Source organism: Synechococcus sp. PCC 6312, from assembly GCF_000316685.1.
Lineage (GTDB): Bacteria > Cyanobacteriota > Cyanobacteriia > Thermosynechococcales > Thermosynechococcaceae > Pseudocalidococcus.
Genome location: NC_019680.1, coordinates 164280 through 182500, shown reverse-complemented (window position 1 = coordinate 182500; position 18221 = coordinate 164280). Strand labels below are relative to the sequence as shown.

Sequence of the window (18221 nt, the reverse complement as noted above, 5' to 3'; positions counted from 1 at the left end):
AGGAGTTTGCCACAACCTTATCTAGCTTCATGGCCGGATTAGTCCCCAAATCTCAGGCAGTTGTCCCTTTGTCCGTAGATTTATCCCAAGCCCGGCAAAACCTGATGTCCCAGCGAAAAATGTTAGCTGAGGTGCATTTGGATCCGATTGACGACTTTACAATTTCCCAAACAGAACGATTTTGGAACTTTACCCTCAGTTACGAAACAGCAATTTTTCGGGATCTATTGCTCCTAGAGGAAGCCCTTCAGCATCCAGAATCAATCGCGGCCTACAAACGTCTATTTGGACATCCCCAGGCCCTGGCTTATCCCATTACAAAAAGTCTGGAGGAAATTGCCATTGGGATTAGGACTGAAACCCAACCCAATATTAGGCTCGTGGACATCCTCAGCCAAGCGGAACACCGGGCCATCCAACACCTAGAAGCCGCCCGCTCTCGCAGATTAACCAAGGACTATGACCTAGATGCTGTCATGGGAGCAATTCAACTCTTTGCCACTTTCCAGGAACTCAGCGAAAACTTAGGAGCAATGCTCAAAGATTGGCCAAGCACCCCAAAAAGTAGCCAAGGACTCCTGAGCCAAACGTAAATTCCTATTCCACTTCAGATTGATTAGGAGTATTTATACTTAGTGACTCAATCAACTGTAAAGTTTTATGAATCATTTTTTGTGTACCTTGTTACATTATGATGCTGTTGGTGGGTTAAAGCGGGTTTGCACTTAGGCGGCGAAGTTAACACCATTCCCGGCCTGGGTCGCGGCAAGCCATAAAACTCTCCGATTGAGACAAGATACAATTGGGCTGAATGACCAGTAGTTACTTTGATGCTGGTCTTTTTTATTAGTGATGATCATGCCCGCTTTACCAGAATTTATTACACCTGAATTGATGTCCCCTGGGCCAGCCTTAACTATTGTCGGCCGGGTCAAAGGGCCTGGGGAGACGGGTAATGAGTACATCTTTATTACAGCTAATCCTGGGCCGGTGCGGATCGGAGAATTCGTCTTTTATCATTCACCCCCACTGGACGTATCTGGAACCAATGGAGCCGAACCGCCGCTAGAAATTCTGGGAAAAATCTCGGCCTGTAGGTTAGTGGATCACCTGCCAGATCGGATGTTTGCCGATGGAGAGCTAGAACCAGGGGCTATAGCTGCTTTGATTGGGTTTCAGTACGAGTCCCCAGAACTGTATGAAATTACCGTTGAAGTAATTGGCTTCTTTGATTCTCGCCTAGGCTTTTCCAACCCGCGCCGGCCCCCAGACCCAGGTACAAAAGTTTTCCAGGCCACGGATGCCACCCTCAAGCAAATTCTCAATAAAAAAGCTCCCGATGCGGTCGGTTCAGTCCATTTAGGTTCGCTGTTATTACGTCCGCCGGAAGCTGTACCTGTGGCTTTGGATGTGAAAGAACTGGTCAGTACTCACATGGTCATTTTGGCAGGGACAGGGTCGGGTAAATCCTATACAGCCGGGGTTCTAGTGGAAGAATTAATGCTCCCTAAGAATCGGGCCGCGGTCTTAATTTTCGATCCCCATGGGGAATATCACACCCTAGAAGAGTTACGGGGACATCCAGCCTTTCGCGGTGAGGATGGCTATCAGCCCCAGGTCAAAATTCTCACACCCAATAACGTCAACATTCGGGTTTCCTCATTGGACTATTACGACATCCTCAGTCTGTTACCGCAAATGAGCGATCGCCAACAGGCCATTCTCAACAAAGCCTATGCCAATGTGATCAAAAAATATCAGGATAAACGCTGGGATATTAATGACTTAATCCAGGCCGTGAATGAGGCCGACCGCACCCAAGATGAAGAAGGCAATGAAAAACAAGGGAGTTCGGCCCCAGCCCTGGAATGGAAACTGGATAAGTTAGCCCGATCCCCCTACTTCCACGCCTTTCAACATCTGGCCCCCCAGGATTTGTTTGCCCCAGGCCAAGTCACGGTCTTACAAATGAACGAAATTAGTCAGGAAGAGCAACAGGTGATTTGTGCGGCGATTCTGAGGCAAGCCAACCAGGCCCGGATGAATACTCACAAAGGCAATGTCGGCGCAGGGGATGAAAATTATTTACCCTATCCAATTTTTGTCTTACTGGAAGAAGCCCACCGCTTTGCCCCGGCCCATGACCCTTCCCGCTGTAAACAGGTGATTCGGACTATTCTCAGTGAAGGGCGCAAGTTTGGCCTGGGAGTGGGATTGATTACCCAACGGCCGGGGAAGCTGGATTCCGATGTTATGTCCCAATGTATGAGCCAATTTATTTTGCGGATTGTTAATCCCGTAGATCAAGACAGCCTTAAATATGGGGTAGAAGCGGCTGGTCGGGATTTACTCAAGGAATTACCCGCCCTGAGTAAAGGTCAAGTCATTGTGGCCGGGGCCTGTGTGAATACACCCTTACTGTGCCGAGTCAGAACACGCTTAACCCAACATGGCGGGGAAACCTTAGATGCACCTCAACTATGGCAAGACTATTTTCAAACTCAGCATCAAGAAGCACGAGAAGTCAAAGCTGCTTTACCCCAAGGTCGGCCACGTTCGCGCAAGGTGGGTGGCCTCAGTATTGAGTAAAAACGCCAAGTGGGATGATGTAGGAGGGACGTTAGACAATTAACCAGCTAAACAACTCACCCACCGTTAAATGCAAGTCTTGGGCAAATTCTGGTACTGGCAACTGGTTATCGAATTCTGCAAAAGCGCGCACAGAGTAAGTAGTTGAAAATACAAGTACACTTTTTTCGCTAGGATCAATTAGCCAGGCCATTTGAGTACCATGAATAATTGCATGGGAAATTTTACTAATCAGTTTTGTTTGGCTTTGATCAGGAGATAAGATTTCAATAACCCAATCCGGTGCAGATAAAAAGATATCAGCAATTTCCCCCGTTGCATCTAAAGGAATCCGGCTCCAGGTAAATATCGCAATATCTGGGACAATTGCTCTCGTTCCAAATACACACCGCAGTTCAGGAAAAGCTAGGCCAACCCGTTGAGGCTTAAGAATACTATTAATTGCGGTTAACAGCTCACCTTGAAGAATACTATGTTTCCCTTTTGGCATGGGCTTTTGAATAATTTCTCCATCAATATATTCACTGGCAGGTTTGGTTTCCGGCAGTTTTAAGAAATCTTCTAAGGTGAGTTTTTTGACTGGAGTTTGTACCATCTTCAACCCCAAAATTAGATGTCTAAGTGAGCTAGTGCTAATTTCGGCCCATAGGTTTCAATAAATTCTCGCCGTGGGGCAACGCGATCACCCATGAGAATTGTAAACATCCGATCTGCTTCAGCGGCATCTTCAATTTCAACTCGCTTCATCATCCGGGTTTCTGGATTCATGGTCGTATCCCATAACTGCTGGGGCATCATTTCTCCTAAACCTTTGAATCGCTGAATGGTGTAGTTGGCATTCTCTGGGAAGCTGGCGATTCGTTCTTGCAACTGTCGGTCATTGTAGCAGTAGTAATGTTGGCGACCCCGTTCGAGTTTATACAGCGGTGGACAAGCAATATAGATATAGCCTTGATCAACTAAATCCCGTTGATAGCGATAGAAAAAGGTGAGCAATAATGTCCGAATGTGCGCCCCATCCACATCCGCATCTGTCATAATTACAATCCGGTGATACCGTAACTGGCTGGAGTCAAAATCTTCCCCTTTAATCCCCAGGCCAAGGGCGGTAATGAGGGCATGAATTTCCGTGTTTTTGTAAATTTTGGCATCATCAGTTTTTTCAATGTTGAGGATTTTTCCTCGCAATGGCAAAATTGCTTGAAAGCGCCGATCTCGCCCTTGTTTGGCACTCCCACCCGCAGAATCACCTTCCACGATGAAGATTTCTGATTCCGATGGATCCCGAGAACTACAATCAGCTAATTTCCCCGGCAAAGTTGAAGATTCTAATACCGATTTCCGACGCACCATTTCTCGGGCCCGGCGGGCGGCTTCAGCAGCATTAAAGGCTTGGATTGCTTTTTCCAGAATAGCATCAGCGGCCTGGGGGCGAAAATCCAGATATTCCGTTAAGGCTTCCCCAACCACCGAGTCAACAATCCCCCGCACTTCCGTATTTCCCAGTTTTGTCTTGGTTTGCCCCTCAAATTCAGGATTAGGAACTTTGACAGAAACAATGGCCGTCAAGCCTTCACGAATGTTTTCTCCCGCCAAATTAGAATCACCTTCTTTGAGCTTATTACGCTTGCGGGCAATGGAATTGAGGGTACGGGTTAAGACCGCCTTTAAGCCTTCTAAGTGGGTTCCACCTTCATTGGTGCGAATATTGTTGGCAAAGCCCATCAAACTTTCGTTATAGGCATCGGAACACCACTGCAAGGCCACCTCAACTTGGACATCATTTTTTTCCCCCTGGACATAGATCATTTCTGGATGCAGGGGTTCTTTGTCCTGGATCATGTATTGAATATATTCCCGGATACCGCCCTCGTAACAATACACTTCCGATTGGGGTATTTCACCACGAGCATCAATAAACTCAATCCGAATTCCAGCGTTTAAGTAAGCCAGTTCACGCAAGCGGTTGGTGAGAATTTTGGCCTCAAATTCAATGGTTTCGGTAAAAATTTGCCGATCCGGAAAGAAGGTGACAGAGGTGCCGCGGCGGTTCTCTGTAGCTGGGCTAGGCTCAAGGGCCGTCATCGGCACACCCCGTTCATAGCGTTGCGTAAAGACCGTATTATTCCGCCAAACCTTCACTTCTAACCATTCAGAAAGCGCATTAACAACGGATACTCCAACACCATGAAGTCCGCCTGAAACCTTATAACCCCCATCCCCAAATTTACCGCCCGCATGAAGCACCGTCATCACTGTTTCTACGCCCGACAATCCTGTATCTGGGTGAATGTCAGTTGGAATTCCCCGCCCATCATCCGTCACCGTTACCGAACCATCATGATTCATCTGGATCAGGACATGGTTACAGTAACCGGCAAGCGCTTCATCAACGGAATTGTCCACGACCTCGTAAACTAGATGGTGGAGTCCTTTGGGGCCAGTTGTGCCAATATACATCCCAGGCCGGGTGCGGACAGGCTCTAACCCTTTGAGGACGCGCAACTGAGCGGCATTGTAATCCAAGGACATGAAAACTCCTTAACGGTCAATTCCAGGCCAATTCACTGGGTAAAATCAAGAAAATGATGATTCCATTGAAAATTCTAGCACAAAAGGGTTAACGGCGATTCACGGCGCACTAGAAGGGAAAAATACAGGGGGGATGCAACCCGGTTTAATTGTCATTGCTGGGCCGACTGCGAGCGGGAAGTCAGAGATGGCCCTAAAACTGGCACAAGGTTTGGGAACGGTCATTCTTAGTGCAGACTCTCGGCAAGTCTATCGGGGCCTGGATATTGGCACCGCTAAACCCACCCCAAAACAACAGGCCCAGGTTCCCCATTACTTGATTGATATTTGTGAGCCAACGCAAACCCTGACGGTTGCTGAGTATCAGACCCAGGCCCAAGACTTGATCCAACACTTTCACACCCAGCATCAAACAGTTCTTTTAGTTGGCGGGACTGGGCTATATCTCCAGGCCATCACCCAAGGTTTAACCATTCCACCGGTGCCACCCCAACCTGAACTCAGGGCACAACTAAGTCATCTCGGGCAAAGGGAAATTTATCAGTGGCTCCAACAGATTGACCCCACCGCCAGTCAACGCATTCATCCCCATGATCAGGTGCGCACCTTGAGAGCGTTGGAAGTGTATTACGTTTTAGGGGTTCCGCTTTCAAGTTTGCAACATCACCATCCCCCCAATTATCAAATTTTATTCTTAGGATTGGATTATCAAGACCTAGGGAGCTACAGCAGCAAGATTCGGGAGCGAGTTGAAACAATGCTGGCTCAGGGGTGGATTGGGGAAATCGAGTTTCTTGTCAAGCAATATGAATGGGAATTGCCGCTGTTGCAAACTCTGGGATATCAAGAAATGGGTCGCTATCTCCAAGGGCAGATTGGCTTAGACCAGGCCATTGAGGAAACCACAATCCACACCCGCCAATTTGGGAAACGCCAACGGACTTGGTTTCGTAACCGCATGACCTTTGAGTGGTTTGAGGCCGCGGATGAAAATCTATTGGATCAGCTTTGGGAGCGGGTACAAGAGTTTAGACAGGGCCTGCTACCCTAATTAGACTACTAGTTAACGAACATGGAGGGATTCGAACCCCCGACCCTCAGAACCGGAATCTGATGCTCTATCCACTGAGCTACATGTCCACGGCCTCTAATTATAGCCCAATTTTTCGGCTCTTGTTGCTGTTATGGGTTGACATTGGCCTAAGGCTCGAACTAATTCCGGAATTTTAATGGGCTTACTGAGATAGTCATCCATCCCCGCGTCTAAACAAATATCTCGATCCCCCTCCATGGCATTGGCCGTCATGGCAATAATAAAGGGACGATTTTGCGAGGGCCTGGCCCTGATGATTTCTTGAGTGGCCGTAACTCCATCCATTTCTGGCATTTGCATATCCATCAAGACCACATCATAGGGTTGTCGTTGGAGTGCTGCGAGTACCTCCAGGCCATTGGCCACCACATCTGCCCGATACCCTAAGCGTTCTAGAATTCGCAAGGCAACCATTTGATTGACCTTATTATCTTCTGCTAGTAAGATTTTCAAGGGAGGAAGATGTTTGGCCAAATCAGCCATCGAAGTTTCAGGGGAGAGGGTCACGGGCTTTTGGACTGTTTGGCTGGCCTGGAATTCATTCAAGATGCGCAGTAGGACATTAAAGAGGGCGGATTGTTTGATCGGCTTCGCAATCGCGGCGGCAAAATGTTGACTGGCAATTAGGGCATTCCCCTGTCCAACAGATGAAAGCATGATTAAGGGGAGATGTTTGTGGGCCTCTAGACCATGAATCGCTTGTCCCAATTCCAGGCCATTCATGTGAGGCATATGTAGGTCCAAAATTGCTAAATCAAAATTAGCCCCCGCCTTTAGGGCCGTTAACGCCGATTTAGCATCAGGATAGGCTTGGGGTTCCATGTGCCAGGATGTGGTTTGTAACTCTAAAATTTGGCGGTTGGTGGCGTTATCGTCCACAATTAAGACTTTCCGGCCTTGGAGAGAGGCAATCGTGTGGGCGGATTTCTGCTCCTCGGCCTGGAGATTTACGGGCATCGTGACGGTGAAATAAAAGGTTGACCCCCTGTTGGTGAGTTGAGAGGAGGGACTTGGAGTAAAGCCTGAGTGAGGTTGTCCAGCCTTGGCCAGCTTGCCACTGCCATCGCAACTTTCAAGCCAGATCGTCCCTCCCATCGCCTCTGCTAAACGCTTACAAATGGCTAGACCCAGGCCAGTTCCGCCAAAATAGCGCGTTGTTGAAGCATCCACTTGACTAAAAGGCTGAAAGAGACGGGTCACGCCCTGAGGAGAAATACCAATTCCGGTGTCACGAATCGCAAATTGAAAGACATAGGGCTGATGGATGGGGTAGTGAGTATCTTCCGTCGCCTCTGGGGTGGGATCGGGATTAACGGGAGTGAGAGGATGGGCCTGGATATAAAGCACTACTTCCCCTGCCGCCGTAAATTTCAAAGCATTACCAATCAGATTGACCAAAATTTGTCGTAATCGCCCCATATCGCCCGTCACCGCGACCGGGGTATTGGGTTCCATGTGATAAGCCAACTCTAAGCCCTGTTCATTAGCCCGCCCGGCCAGCAAATCTAAGGCTTCCTCAGCACAGGCCCGCAGATCAAAGGGATAAGCTTCTATTTCCAGTCGTCCTGACTCAATTTTGGAGAAGTCTAAAATATCGTTAATTAGGCTGAGTAAGGCATCGCCACTGGCGCGGATTGTATTCAAAAACTCATGTTGCTGTTCGGTTAATTCCATGTCTAACAACAGGCCAGTTAAGCCAATAATGGCGTTCATGGGGGTGCGAATTTCGTGGCTCATGGTGGCGAGAAAATCACTCTTAGCCCGACTGGCCTGTTCTGCTGCTTCCTTGGCCTGGGCCAAATATTGTTGCTGCTCCATGGCCTGGGTCATGTCTTCATAGCTACCGATATACCCTGTTAATTGACCATCCACAAATACTGGTGTCCCACGTCCGACAATCCATCGCTCCTGCCCATCTCTAACTAAGCGAAACTGATGCTGCCATGATGTTTGCTTTTTAACACTATCGAACCAGGAATTCACCATTGCCTTGCGATCATCGGGATGGATAAAGTTCACCCAATCCCCGCGGGTCAATTCTGCTTGGGAAAGGCCATAAATCTCTAGCATTTTTTGATTGGAATAGGTACTCATCCCTTCGGCATTGGCCTGGAACACACCCACAGGCAACATATCACTCAGATAGCGAAATGTGCGTTCACTCGCCTCTAAAGTTTGATTCAGATGATATTGGCGTAACTGTTCCCAACTAATTTTGGCGGAAACACCAGCCACTGCTAAGGTTAAGATGCAAAATAATCCGATGAATTGCAGCCGTAAGGGAGCAACCGAAGCCGATAAAGCCTGATCTGAAACACGGGAAACAATGATGTAGCCGTGATTGTTCTGCTTTGTCCCTTGGGGGGTAATTCGCTTAAACGTAAACAGGCCATCAGCGGTTTCGATCTGCCCCGATGATTGGGTTTGGAGCAATTGCCACACTTGTGGGTATCGCAGGGCAAAGGATTGTTTTTCTAAAGATGGAAACATGAATGACCAATGATCATCCGGCTGTTCTCCGAGAATCCAGTCCCCTTCAGCATTCAGTAATTGACAAGAGCCTAAAGGACTAATGCAGTTTTGACCAAAGTCCTTGAACAGATCATTGGCGGTGTAATCAACTACAAGGGTGCCTTGAAATTTACGGTTTTGGGAAAAGATCGGCGTAACAAAACGAATTAGTGGATAGTAAGGCTGCAGAATTCGTCCCGAATCGGTTTTTAACTCCATGGGATCCGCTTGAATATCTTTGGAATGCCATTGACTCAAGGCCGCGGAATCAATGCCTAATGACGTTGCCAGTTGTTTACCGAGCTGGGGTTGACTCAGTTGGGCCTGGTGCTGAGAATCTAGGACAAAGCGGACAACTTCTACACCATCAGGATTAAGAAAATGCAGTGCATCATAAAGACCCTTATTTTGGGTGTAGTCTTTAATATCTCTTAAATAATATTCCGGGGCCGCTAGACCCTTTTGCAAGATTGTTTGAACACTACTTTGAGAGCCAAGGGTGCGAATATCCGAAATGACTCGTTCATAGGTGTTACTAATGGTACTTATACCCCGCTCAATTTTGGACTCTTCCCGCAATTGGTAATCTAGTCGAGTATTATTTTTTTGATTTGTATAAATGTAGCCCAGAAATAAGCCAATCAGGGCCGACACCGGTACAAATATGAGGAGAAATCGCTGGACTAAAAAACGGGCATCATTGATCATAATTGAGGTTTGATCCCACCCTAGAAACGGTGATGGCCTTGGTCTTAAGACTGTTCCTAGCCTAACTTATTCGCTTTATCAATTTGAATGATGAGGAAGGCCCTAAAAAGTGTGATGCACCAGTAATTGACTCAAGCCCCAGGCCAGGCCAGCAGTCCCTAAGGGAACAGTCAAATTATCAATCCCCCAACGGGAAAATATCTCCAGGCCAGTAGCCACCACTCCTAAGATGAGGGCCATAACAGTTAAGGCCGACCAACTCAAATTTCCCTGTGGCCCTAAGACTAAGCCAGCAATCACCATTGTCACCACAGCCATCGTCAAGGAACCTTCCCAACTTTTTTTGATCCCGCCAATTTGATAAGGATGCCGCCCCCAACGCTGCCCAATAATTGCCGCCAAGCCATCTCCATAGGCCATTGTCAAAATCCCCAAGACTGGAAAAGCAGGGGCAGTGGGCCAAAACCAGACCAGCAGGACTCCAATACTGACGGCATAAAAAAATGTTCCCCAACTTTGGCGGCCGATGCCACTAACACTGGGTAAAACTGGATAGCGGTAGGACAGCAACGTTAACCCACTAAAAAAAATAGAAGCGATAATCCCCAGAATGGCAGGAATCTGGAACCACCAGGCCAGGAGAATAATATTACCCGTACCAATGTGAACAATTTTGCGAGAAACTTCCGCTCCCCACGTTGTCCAACGATAGGTCAATTCTGCTGTGAGTAAAACAATACCAAGCCAAGCGATCACAACCCCCACCCCTAAACTATGGGTTTGAATGAGGATGCCAATCTGATGTGGGGAAAATTCAGGCATGATTTGGAATTAAGACAATTGCAATAAGCAGATCATCGCAAAAATTGCTATGGGTAGTAAGCTAGGGCTATTAAGATTCGGGGATAAAGAGGGTGATCCGGCTAATTTTGGCGTCTTGTGCTTGCTCTTTATTAATTTCTTCTAGGCGCTGGGCGGATAAGGGTTGCCCCCTAAACATCTCCTCTGGGGTTGGGCCGGGATTGGGATAGTGGATATAGATGCCCCCGCTAAACTCTAGAATTTTTGAGTCATCGGCTCCGGCAAGAAACTGAAACTGGCCTGGGCGGTCGAGGGGAGTCCCTTGGGCATTGGCGGTGGCTAGCGGTTCACCCAATTTGACCCCGCGATTTGTTTGCCCCCGAAAAAACGGCTGAGTAACCGAAAGGCTAGACAGCTTTAATTCACCACAGGCCGGGTATTTTGCTAAAAAGGCTTTGAGGTTTTGATAAATTTCTGAGTGGGTTCTGAGGACACCAGCTTGATCTTGACACTCTCTAGTCACGATAAATAAAAACGAGGCCTGGCGATCTTGAAAGTTGAGTTCAATACCTTGGTCATCTCCATAAATCAGTGCCACCTGACCTGCGCCAATTTTATTGACAAACCCAGCTAGTGTTGTTTTGCCTAACTCTAAGTCACCCAAGCCTTGGCCTGGAACTAGAGTTTTAGTGGCGTAGGGAGCTAGTTGCTTAGTATCCGCTGAAACCAATCCAAAACATCCCGTGAGCCAAGTTCCCAGTAGGAGAGACAGTCCTAGTGAGGCAGAGTTAACGTACTTTAGCCGCTGGCCAATCATAAAAAATAATGACTTATTGTAGTGACTAAATCTCTCACGACTAATCCTACCCCAGAAAAGGATTATGCCATTATTTCTCAGTATCTCAATAGAATAACTAATAGTATTCAATCTTAAGGTTCCTAATTTAATGAAACTCCAACGATTAGAAGCTGTTCGAGGCTGTGCCGCTGTATATGTGGTTTTAGGTCATCTATTTCCTAATAATTTTATTTTATCCTTTGGTCAAGAGGCTGTTATTGTTTTTTTCCTCCTTGCAGGTTTTGTAATTGAGTATTCTTCACGGAAAACTCTTGACAAAGGATTCATATATTATTTCAATAAAAGGTTTATTCGTATCTATTCAATTCTCATATGTCTATTTTTAGTGGTAATTCTCCTTCAGAAAACACAATTATCTTCTATTCAGTTTTGGGGACAACTTGCTGGTAATCTGCTGATGCTGCAAGATTTTGGGACTGGGAAGCCTAACGTTATAGTGCCAACCTTATTTGCCAGTGCATTATGGTCTTTACACTATGAATGGTGGTTTTATATGTTTTATTTCCCAGCCGCCACAATGTTAAAGAGAGAAAAGCAAACATTGGTTATTGGCGTAACAGGGCTTGTTTCTGTTATCACTTATTTAATCTATCCAAACTTCATTAGTCGTTTACTATTTTACTTTCCAGTCTGGTGGACAGGAGTAGTTATTGCTAGAATTTATATTGAAAATAAAAAAATAGAATGGAGAACTCTCAAGGTTTCTTGTTTTTCCATGATGGCAGTATCTACCATTTTATTTATTTCCTGTATTCATTACATTGCCTACAGGGGGGGGAAATTCACACCTGGTATTCACCCTTTCTTAGAGTTTCGTCATATTACAGCTGCTCTTGTAATCATCGCTATGGCACTTGGTTGGCAGAAATTAAAATGGATTGGATTTAACCAGATTTTAGGCTGGGGTTGCTGGATTGCTCCGGTTTCATATGCTCTATATATTGCACATCAGCCTTTGTTTGTAGATGCTTCTTATTTGAAAGATTATATGAACCCTATAGTTGCAAAAATATTCTACTTTCTGATATTGATTTTATTCTGCTTGGCTACAGAACTCTGGCTATATCCTAAACTAAGAAAAAAGATTAAATAGCTAGTTATCAACCGATTGGGATAGCAATATTATTAATTTCCGATAGTTATTATTAAAGTTTACTACCACACTCTGGACAAAAATGATGACTGGAAATAGTCTTTGCACCGCAACTAGGGCAATAAATTAGCTCTGCTGCTTTTTCAAGAGTGCGTTTTTCCGGCAAGCCAATCATCTGGGCATTACTCTTACCGGGAGCCACCATCGGATAGCAGTTTTCATTCCGCACCACATGGGCATCAATGAGTACCGGGCCATCGGAGGCTAACATCTCGGTAATAGCAGACTCCAATTCATCTCGATGGGAAATTCGCAGCCCCCGCACGCCAAAGGCCTCCGCTAACTTCACAAAGTCTGGCATTCCGGGTTCCATATTGGAGTGGGAATAGCGTTCTGCGTAAAAAGCCTCTTGCCACTGACGCACCATTCCCTGCCAGAAGTTGTTAATAATCACCGTTTTGACTGCAATTCCGTACTGAGCCAAGGTGGCCAATTCTTGGAAGTTCATCTGAAAACTGGCATCACCACTAATGCAAATAACCTGTCGTTGACCCACGGCCATTTTGGCCCCCATTGCGGCGGGTAAGCCAAACCCCATTGTCCCCAGGCCTGCACTGGAAATCCATTGCCGTGGCCCGTTTTTGAGGAATTGCGCCGCCCACATTTGGTGTTGCCCAACATCGGTGGTAAAAAAGGCATCCGGGGCCTGGACTCCTAATTGATAAATGACTTCTTGGGGCGACAATTTTCCATCAGGATGGGGGACAACGAGGGGATAGTCCGCTTGCCAATGGCGAATTCGTTCTAACCAGGCCTGGGTCTTACTCATGGTGGGTGGTTCATTGTCCCGAATCAGGGTGAGTAATTCGGTCAACACAGCCCGGACATCACCCACAATCGGCACATCGGGGGCGCGATTTTTACCCACTTCCGCCGGATCAATATCAATGTGAATCACTTTCGCCCGGGCCGCAAATTCATCTAACTTGCCCGTAACCCGATCATCAAACCGCGCTCCCACTGCAATCAAGAGATCACATTCACTCACGGCAAAGTTGGCATAGGCGGTTCCGTGCATCCCCAACATCCCTAGGGCTAATTCATGGGTTTCATCAAACGCGCCTTTCCCCATTAGGGTTGTTGTCACCGGAATCTGGAACTGTTCGGCGAGATGTTTAATCTCTGTATGGGCCCCGGCGGCAATGGCTCCTCCACCTACATAAAGTAAGGGCCGATGGCTTTGGCGAATGAGTTTGAGGGCCTGGGTGACTTGACGGGCGTTCCCTTTGACGGTGGGCTTATAGCCAGGCAGTTTGACGCTCCCAGGGGCAATGGGTTTGTAGGTACATTCCTCCAGGCCAACATCCTTGGGAATATCCACTAACACAGGGCCTGGGCGGCCGGTACCCGCAATATAAAACGCTTCGGCAATGATCCGGGCCATGTCCGCGCCTTGGCGCACCACATAGGAATGTTTAACAATCGGCAGCGTAATCCCGTAGATATCCGTTTCTTGGAAAGCATCTGTGCCAATGGCATGACGGGGAACTTGGCCGGTAATCACGACCATCGGAATCGAGTCCATATGGGCTGTGGCAATTCCTGTGACAAGGTTCGTGGCTCCTGGCCCCGATGTCCCAAAACAGACACCCACTTTCCCTGTGGCCCGGGCGTAACCATCGGCTGCATGGGCGGCTCCCTGTTCATGGCGGACAAGAATGTGGCGAATATCTCCGCGGGCCTCGGCACGGTATAGCTCATCATAAATTGGGAGGATCGCCCCACCGGGATAGCCAAAGATACACTCGACCCCATGACGACAAAGGCTATCGAGGAGAATAAACGCACCAGTTGCACGCACAGGCCAACCTCACAGACAAGCACTAAAGAAAGCTAGGTAATTTTTGAGAAAAACTAAAGCTAAGTTTATTAATTGTAATTGGGCGACTTCTAGTGTGTCGAGACGAGCGGAGGGAATCAAGGCCGATACTTAATATTCTGTTACAAGCATTCCTTGGCCTGGGAAAACCAACGTTTCTATCGCGGCAAGATTTCAAGCCTTAAATCCTTAAGTATAGTCTTTGTAAATGCCATGCCCCATGATTGCCAAACAGGAACTATAGAGTATTGTTAAGGCTCGGTGTTGATTGCTGATGATTCACGGTTGCTTAGGTAATTTTTATGATGAATAAGTCCTTTCCTCCAGGCCTGGAGTCTTTAGCAGGTGGTCTTGTGGTCTCCTGCCAGGCCCCGAGTGATTCCCCGTTACATAATCCAATGGTGATTGCCGCCATGGCCCAAGCAGCGGTTATTCAAGGGGCCGTTGGGGTTCGGATTGACAGTCCCGCCCATGTTGCCGCCGTCCGTAACCTGGTCTCGGTCCCGATCATTGGCCTGTGGAAACAAGTCAGTCCCGATTATCCGGTCTATATCACCCCCCGATTTGATCAAGCGGAAGCGGTTGCCTTAGCTGGAGCCGATATTATTGCGATTGATGCCACCCAACGTCCCCGCCCGGAAGACTTAGGATATTTAATTACCCAAATTCAGGATGTTTTAGGCAAGCCTGTGATGGCCGATATTGATACCGAAGAAGCCGCTCAAATTGCTGCCGATTTAGGGGTGGATTGTGTGGGGACAACATTATTTGGCTACACAGAATTAACAGGACAGGAGAAACCGCCGGCCTGGGATTTACTGACAAAATTAGTAAAAACAATGACCATTCCCGTTATTTGTGAAGGGGGGATCAGTTCACCAACAATGGCCCGCCAAGCCCTAGATTTAGGAGCCAACTGTGTTGTTGTGGGAACAGACATTACTGGCATTGATCTGAAAGTCCAGGCCTATCTCAGAGCAATGTGTCTCACCTAAAATATCGGTCATAATAGTTAAAAAATAGCCTCAAAATAGTCAAACTGCTTCATCAAGTGAATAAAATTATGTCCCAGGCCACTGCCCGCAAACTCTATAGCCCAGAAGAATACCTGACATTTGAGGAGACTGCCCTAGAGCGACATGAATATCTTGATGGAGAAATTAGACTCATGCCTGGGGGAATGCCTAATCACAATAAAATTTCTGGCAGATCGTATGCACTATTACTAACAGGCCTGGATTCACAACCGTTTGATGTATTTCATGCTGATCAACGCCTATGGATTCCCGAAAAAAACACTTATACATATCCTGATGTGATGGTGCTTCCTGATCCCTGGGAAAGTCAACCCGGCCGAGAAGACAACCTGATGAATCCAGTATTGATTGCTGAAGTCCTATCTAAATCTACCCAGGCCTATGATCGAGATGAAAAATTTGACATTTACAAAGCTATTCCCAGCTTGCGAGAATATCTCTTAGTTGATCAATACCAGCTTGAAGTCTGGCAATTTATTAAGCAACCGGATCATCAATGGAGCGAAACAATTCTCAATGGGCTGGATGCGACCTTAGCCTTAACAATCGCCAACATTACCATCAAACTCACTGATCTTTATCAAAAAACTAACTTAACCTCCACAGCATCATGATCTCCATAAGTCCTCAAACCTACAGCCCCCAAGCCTATCTGGACGATGAAGAAACGGCCCAAGAACGGCATGAGTATATTCATGGAGAAATTAGACTGATGCCCGGGAAACCTTTACACACAACAGCATATCTGGCAGCCTACTATTTTTGCTGAAATTAGCGTTACGGTTCCAACCTGACAAAATCTTTCATACCGATCAACAATTGTGAATTCCTGAAAAGAATATCTATACCTATCCCGATCTGATTGTGACTCGCAAACCGATTGAACTCAAACCTGGTCGCAGTGATACGGTGATGAATCCCGTTTTAGTCGCCGAAATATTATCTACATCGAATCGTAATTATGACTATGGAGAAACATTTGCTACCTATCGTATAATTATGGTTCTATCTCTAGATGTAATAGGTATTCAGTTCAAAATTGCTGATATTTATGAGGCTATTGAGTGTGAATCTCTGGAATCAGTCTAAGTGTTACATTTCTGATTTAGATGGAATGAATTAAATGAATCCTTTCCTTGGCCTGGACTATATCCCTGCGCTGCAATCCCTAGGTGATAACTACTCAGATCCAGTTGCTGCTGCCGAATTTCCCCAACATATCCTTCGATTTCGTAATGATCAGGTCTTAAAGATTCTTGGCCTGGAGCCGGAAGCAGTCACAGATGAAGATTTTATTGCGGCATTTGGTAAGTTTCAAGAGCGAGAACCCCTTTTGGCCATGCGCTATCACGGTTATCAATTTGGTGAATATAATCCCCGTTTAGGTGATGGGCGTGGTTTTTTGTATGGGCAGGTGCGGGGCCTGGATGGGGAACTCTACGACTTTGGCACCAAAGGCTCCGGGACAACTCCCTATTCGCGGGGCGGAGATGGCCGCTTAACCCTCAAAGGCGGGGTGCGAGAAGTTTTAGGCTCAGAAATGTTGGCCCGTTTGGGCGTGCGAACCTCGCGAACCTTAAGCCTGATTGAAACGGGAGAACAACTCTGGCGGGGGGATGAACCCTCTCCAACTCGTTCATCGGTGTTAGTCCGGTTCAGTCGTTCCCATATTCGTTTTGGTACCTTTGAGCGTCTCCATGCCCTCCAACGTCCTGACTTAATTCCCCCCTTGTTGGATCATGTTCTGGAATATTACTATCCTCACCTCTTAACAAGGAGTGAACCCTATCTAGATTTCTATCAAGAATTGGTGGCTAAAACAGCAAATTTAGTGGCGCAATGGATGGCGGCGGGTTTCTGTCATGCGGTATTGAATACAGATAATATGTCCATTACTGGGGAAAGTTTTGATTACGGCCCCTTTGCCTTTATTCCCACCTACGATACCCACTTTACAGCCGCCTATTTTGACCATTACGGACGCTATAGCTATGGCAATCAACCAGGGATTTGTGTCTGGAATTTAGAAATGTTACAACGGCCCCTAGCAGCAGTCATTGATCCAGCGGGGATGGCGGAACGGTTAGAGAAATTTGCTCCTCTGTTTCAAACCGCCTATGTCCAGGCCATGATCCAACGGCTGGGATTACCCCAATTGGGACTTCCAGAGGCAACAAAGCTCGTCCAGGCCACGGGAGAATTTCTAGCCGCCAGCCAAGTTGGGTACAGTGAGTTTTTTGTTGAACTCCGACAAAAATTTAGTCCATTGTGGCGAGTGGATTCTGGTCATATTTTGAGAACATCAGAATTAGTTCAATCAGTAAAACCAGAGATTTTGAATACCTGGCAAACTGCTTATTTCCACGCCCTCAACCAACTACCGGAATCGGAATTAACCCACATTCAAGCCAACCTGAAAACCTATAATTCCCTGGTGATCATGACCCGACCAACTATTGAGCAGGTTTGGGCAGCCATTACAGAGCGGGATGACTGGGAACCCTTTAATCAACTGATTTTGGACATCCAAGACTAGGGTAACATTTCAATCGCGGCCTGGAAACCATTATTGGCCAGCACTTGGACAAAATTCTCGGCCCGGTGACGCTCCTGAAAACTCCCCACTTGCATTGCAGATTGACCTTGATAGCGGCTGAAAAAGGCTCCTGGGGCCAACGTTTGCAGTTGTGGCTCGCCTAAGTTTGAGAGAACAACCACTCGATAGCGGGGACCACTGGCAACAACACTAACCGTACTACCGGGTGGAGGGGGTAAGCGGTTGGCCTGGGTAGATTCCCCCACATAACCCATTGGAATAGTGGCCCGCGGCACGGGTAAAATCCCTTCACTACTGGGAATCGCGGGCGGGGCAGGCGGGGGAAAACGGTCTGCTGGGGTCGTCAGGGCAGGAGATTCCGGCGGCGGCACAAGAATGGTCACGGCTTCCGGGCGATTTAAGGGATTGGCCTGGGCCGTTTGGATTACGATGCCAGTCACAAAGACCATGACTGAAAGCGTGATGATCAATTTAGTGCGGGAGTTGATCCGATTCATAACCATCAATTCAAGACAAGATAAGGTTGGCAAAGGTTGACGAGATGCAATATGACGTTAGTTCC

Annotated in this window: 15 protein-coding genes and 1 tRNA gene (1 of these 16 only partly in view); 8 read left to right on the top strand and 8 right to left on the bottom strand. The window is 47.1% G+C overall.

The genetic code is table 11. The annotated features are described in order from the left end of the window. Positions 1-593, top strand: the 3' portion of a protein-coding gene (locus SYN6312_RS00835) for an aromatic acid exporter family protein (RefSeq protein WP_015122966.1). It extends 1615 nt beyond the left edge of the window; only the last 593 of its 2208 coding nucleotides appear in the window; its start codon lies beyond the left edge, outside the window; it ends in the stop codon at positions 591-593. A gap of 265 nt (positions 594-858) precedes the next feature. Continuing rightward, positions 859-2589: an ATP-binding protein gene (locus tag SYN6312_RS00830; RefSeq protein WP_015122965.1), complete on the top strand. Its 1731-nt coding sequence runs from the start codon at positions 859-861 to the stop codon at positions 2587-2589. Between the two features lie 31 nt (positions 2590-2620). Here the strand turns inward: SYN6312_RS00830 and SYN6312_RS00825 are convergent, their stop codons facing one another. Both SYN6312_RS00825 and gyrB read right to left on the bottom strand, forming a co-directional pair. Beyond that, positions 2621-3184, bottom strand: a complete 564-nt coding sequence (locus tag SYN6312_RS00825; RefSeq protein ID WP_015122964.1) for a Uma2 family endonuclease — start codon at positions 3182-3184, stop codon at positions 2621-2623. 14 nt (positions 3185-3198) lie between these two features. After that, complete coding sequence (gyrB, locus tag SYN6312_RS00820) at positions 3199-5121, bottom strand: DNA topoisomerase (ATP-hydrolyzing) subunit B (RefSeq protein WP_015122963.1); 1923 nt, start codon at positions 5119-5121, stop codon at positions 3199-3201. Between the two features lie 133 nt (positions 5122-5254). On the opposite strand from gyrB, the gene miaA reads away from it, so the two are divergent. After that, positions 5255-6172: a tRNA (adenosine(37)-N6)-dimethylallyltransferase MiaA gene (gene miaA, locus SYN6312_RS00815; RefSeq protein ID WP_015122962.1), complete on the top strand. Its 918-nt coding sequence runs from the start codon at positions 5255-5257 to the stop codon at positions 6170-6172. Between the two features lie 16 nt (positions 6173-6188). On the opposite strand, the gene SYN6312_RS00810 is transcribed toward miaA, so the two are convergent. The 4 genes from SYN6312_RS00810 to SYN6312_RS00795 all read right to left on the bottom strand — a co-directional run bounded on the left by SYN6312_RS00810 (position 6189) and on the right by SYN6312_RS00795 (position 10964). Continuing rightward, positions 6189-6261: transfer RNA gene (locus tag SYN6312_RS00810), tRNA-Arg, on the bottom strand. Between the two features lie 7 nt (positions 6262-6268). Next, a complete protein-coding gene (locus SYN6312_RS18080; RefSeq protein ID WP_015122961.1) occupies positions 6269-9433 on the bottom strand; it encodes a PAS domain-containing hybrid sensor histidine kinase/response regulator in 3165 nt (1054 codons plus the stop codon). 102 nt (positions 9434-9535) lie between these two features. After that, positions 9536-10255: a diacylglycerol/polyprenol kinase family protein gene (locus tag SYN6312_RS00800; protein ID WP_015122960.1), complete on the bottom strand. Its 720-nt coding sequence runs from the start codon at positions 10253-10255 to the stop codon at positions 9536-9538. Between the two features lie 70 nt (positions 10256-10325). Beyond that, positions 10326-10964 (bottom strand): hypothetical protein, encoded by a 639-nt coding sequence (locus SYN6312_RS00795; RefSeq protein ID WP_156804718.1) that lies wholly within the window; start codon positions 10962-10964, stop codon positions 10326-10328. A gap of 217 nt (positions 10965-11181) precedes the next feature. On the opposite strand from SYN6312_RS00795, the gene SYN6312_RS00790 reads away from it, so the two are divergent. Beyond that, positions 11182-12186, top strand: a complete 1005-nt coding sequence (locus SYN6312_RS00790) for an acyltransferase (protein WP_015122958.1) — start codon at positions 11182-11184, stop codon at positions 12184-12186. Between the two features lie 52 nt (positions 12187-12238). Here SYN6312_RS00790 and ilvB read toward each other — a convergent pair whose 3' ends face one another. Further along, positions 12239-14047 carry a biosynthetic-type acetolactate synthase large subunit gene (gene ilvB, locus SYN6312_RS00785; RefSeq protein ID WP_015122957.1) on the bottom strand — a complete coding sequence of 603 codons (1809 nt, stop codon included), beginning with the start codon at positions 14045-14047 and terminating at the stop codon, positions 12239-12241. A 320-nt stretch (positions 14048-14367) separates the two neighbouring features. Here ilvB and SYN6312_RS00780 point away from each other — a divergent pair, with 320 nt between their 5' ends. From SYN6312_RS00780 to SYN6312_RS00765, 4 genes are all read left to right on the top strand, one after another. Further along, the gene (locus SYN6312_RS00780) at positions 14368-15060 is read left to right on the top strand and encodes an N-acetylmannosamine-6-phosphate 2-epimerase (protein WP_015122956.1); all 693 of its coding nucleotides are present in this window, start codon (positions 14368-14370) and stop codon (positions 15058-15060) included. 68 nt (positions 15061-15128) lie between these two features. Continuing rightward, positions 15129-15716 carry a Uma2 family endonuclease gene (locus SYN6312_RS00775; protein ID WP_015122955.1) on the top strand — a complete coding sequence of 196 codons (588 nt, stop codon included), beginning with the start codon at positions 15129-15131 and terminating at the stop codon, positions 15714-15716. Between the two features lie 211 nt (positions 15717-15927). Further along, on the top strand, positions 15928-16191 hold the full coding sequence (locus tag SYN6312_RS20480; protein WP_371257388.1) for a Uma2 family endonuclease: 264 nt from the start codon (positions 15928-15930) through the stop codon (positions 16189-16191). Between the two features lie 34 nt (positions 16192-16225). Continuing rightward, the gene (locus tag SYN6312_RS00765) at positions 16226-17638 is read left to right on the top strand and encodes a YdiU family protein (protein WP_015122954.1); all 1413 of its coding nucleotides are present in this window, start codon (positions 16226-16228) and stop codon (positions 17636-17638) included. On the opposite strand, the gene SYN6312_RS00760 is transcribed toward SYN6312_RS00765, so the two are convergent. Beyond that, positions 17635-18156 carry a hypothetical protein gene (locus tag SYN6312_RS00760; RefSeq protein ID WP_015122953.1) on the bottom strand — a complete coding sequence of 174 codons (522 nt, stop codon included), beginning with the start codon at positions 18154-18156 and terminating at the stop codon, positions 17635-17637. The genes SYN6312_RS00765 and SYN6312_RS00760 overlap by 4 nt on opposite strands. Positions 18157-18221 lie beyond the last annotated feature (65 nt).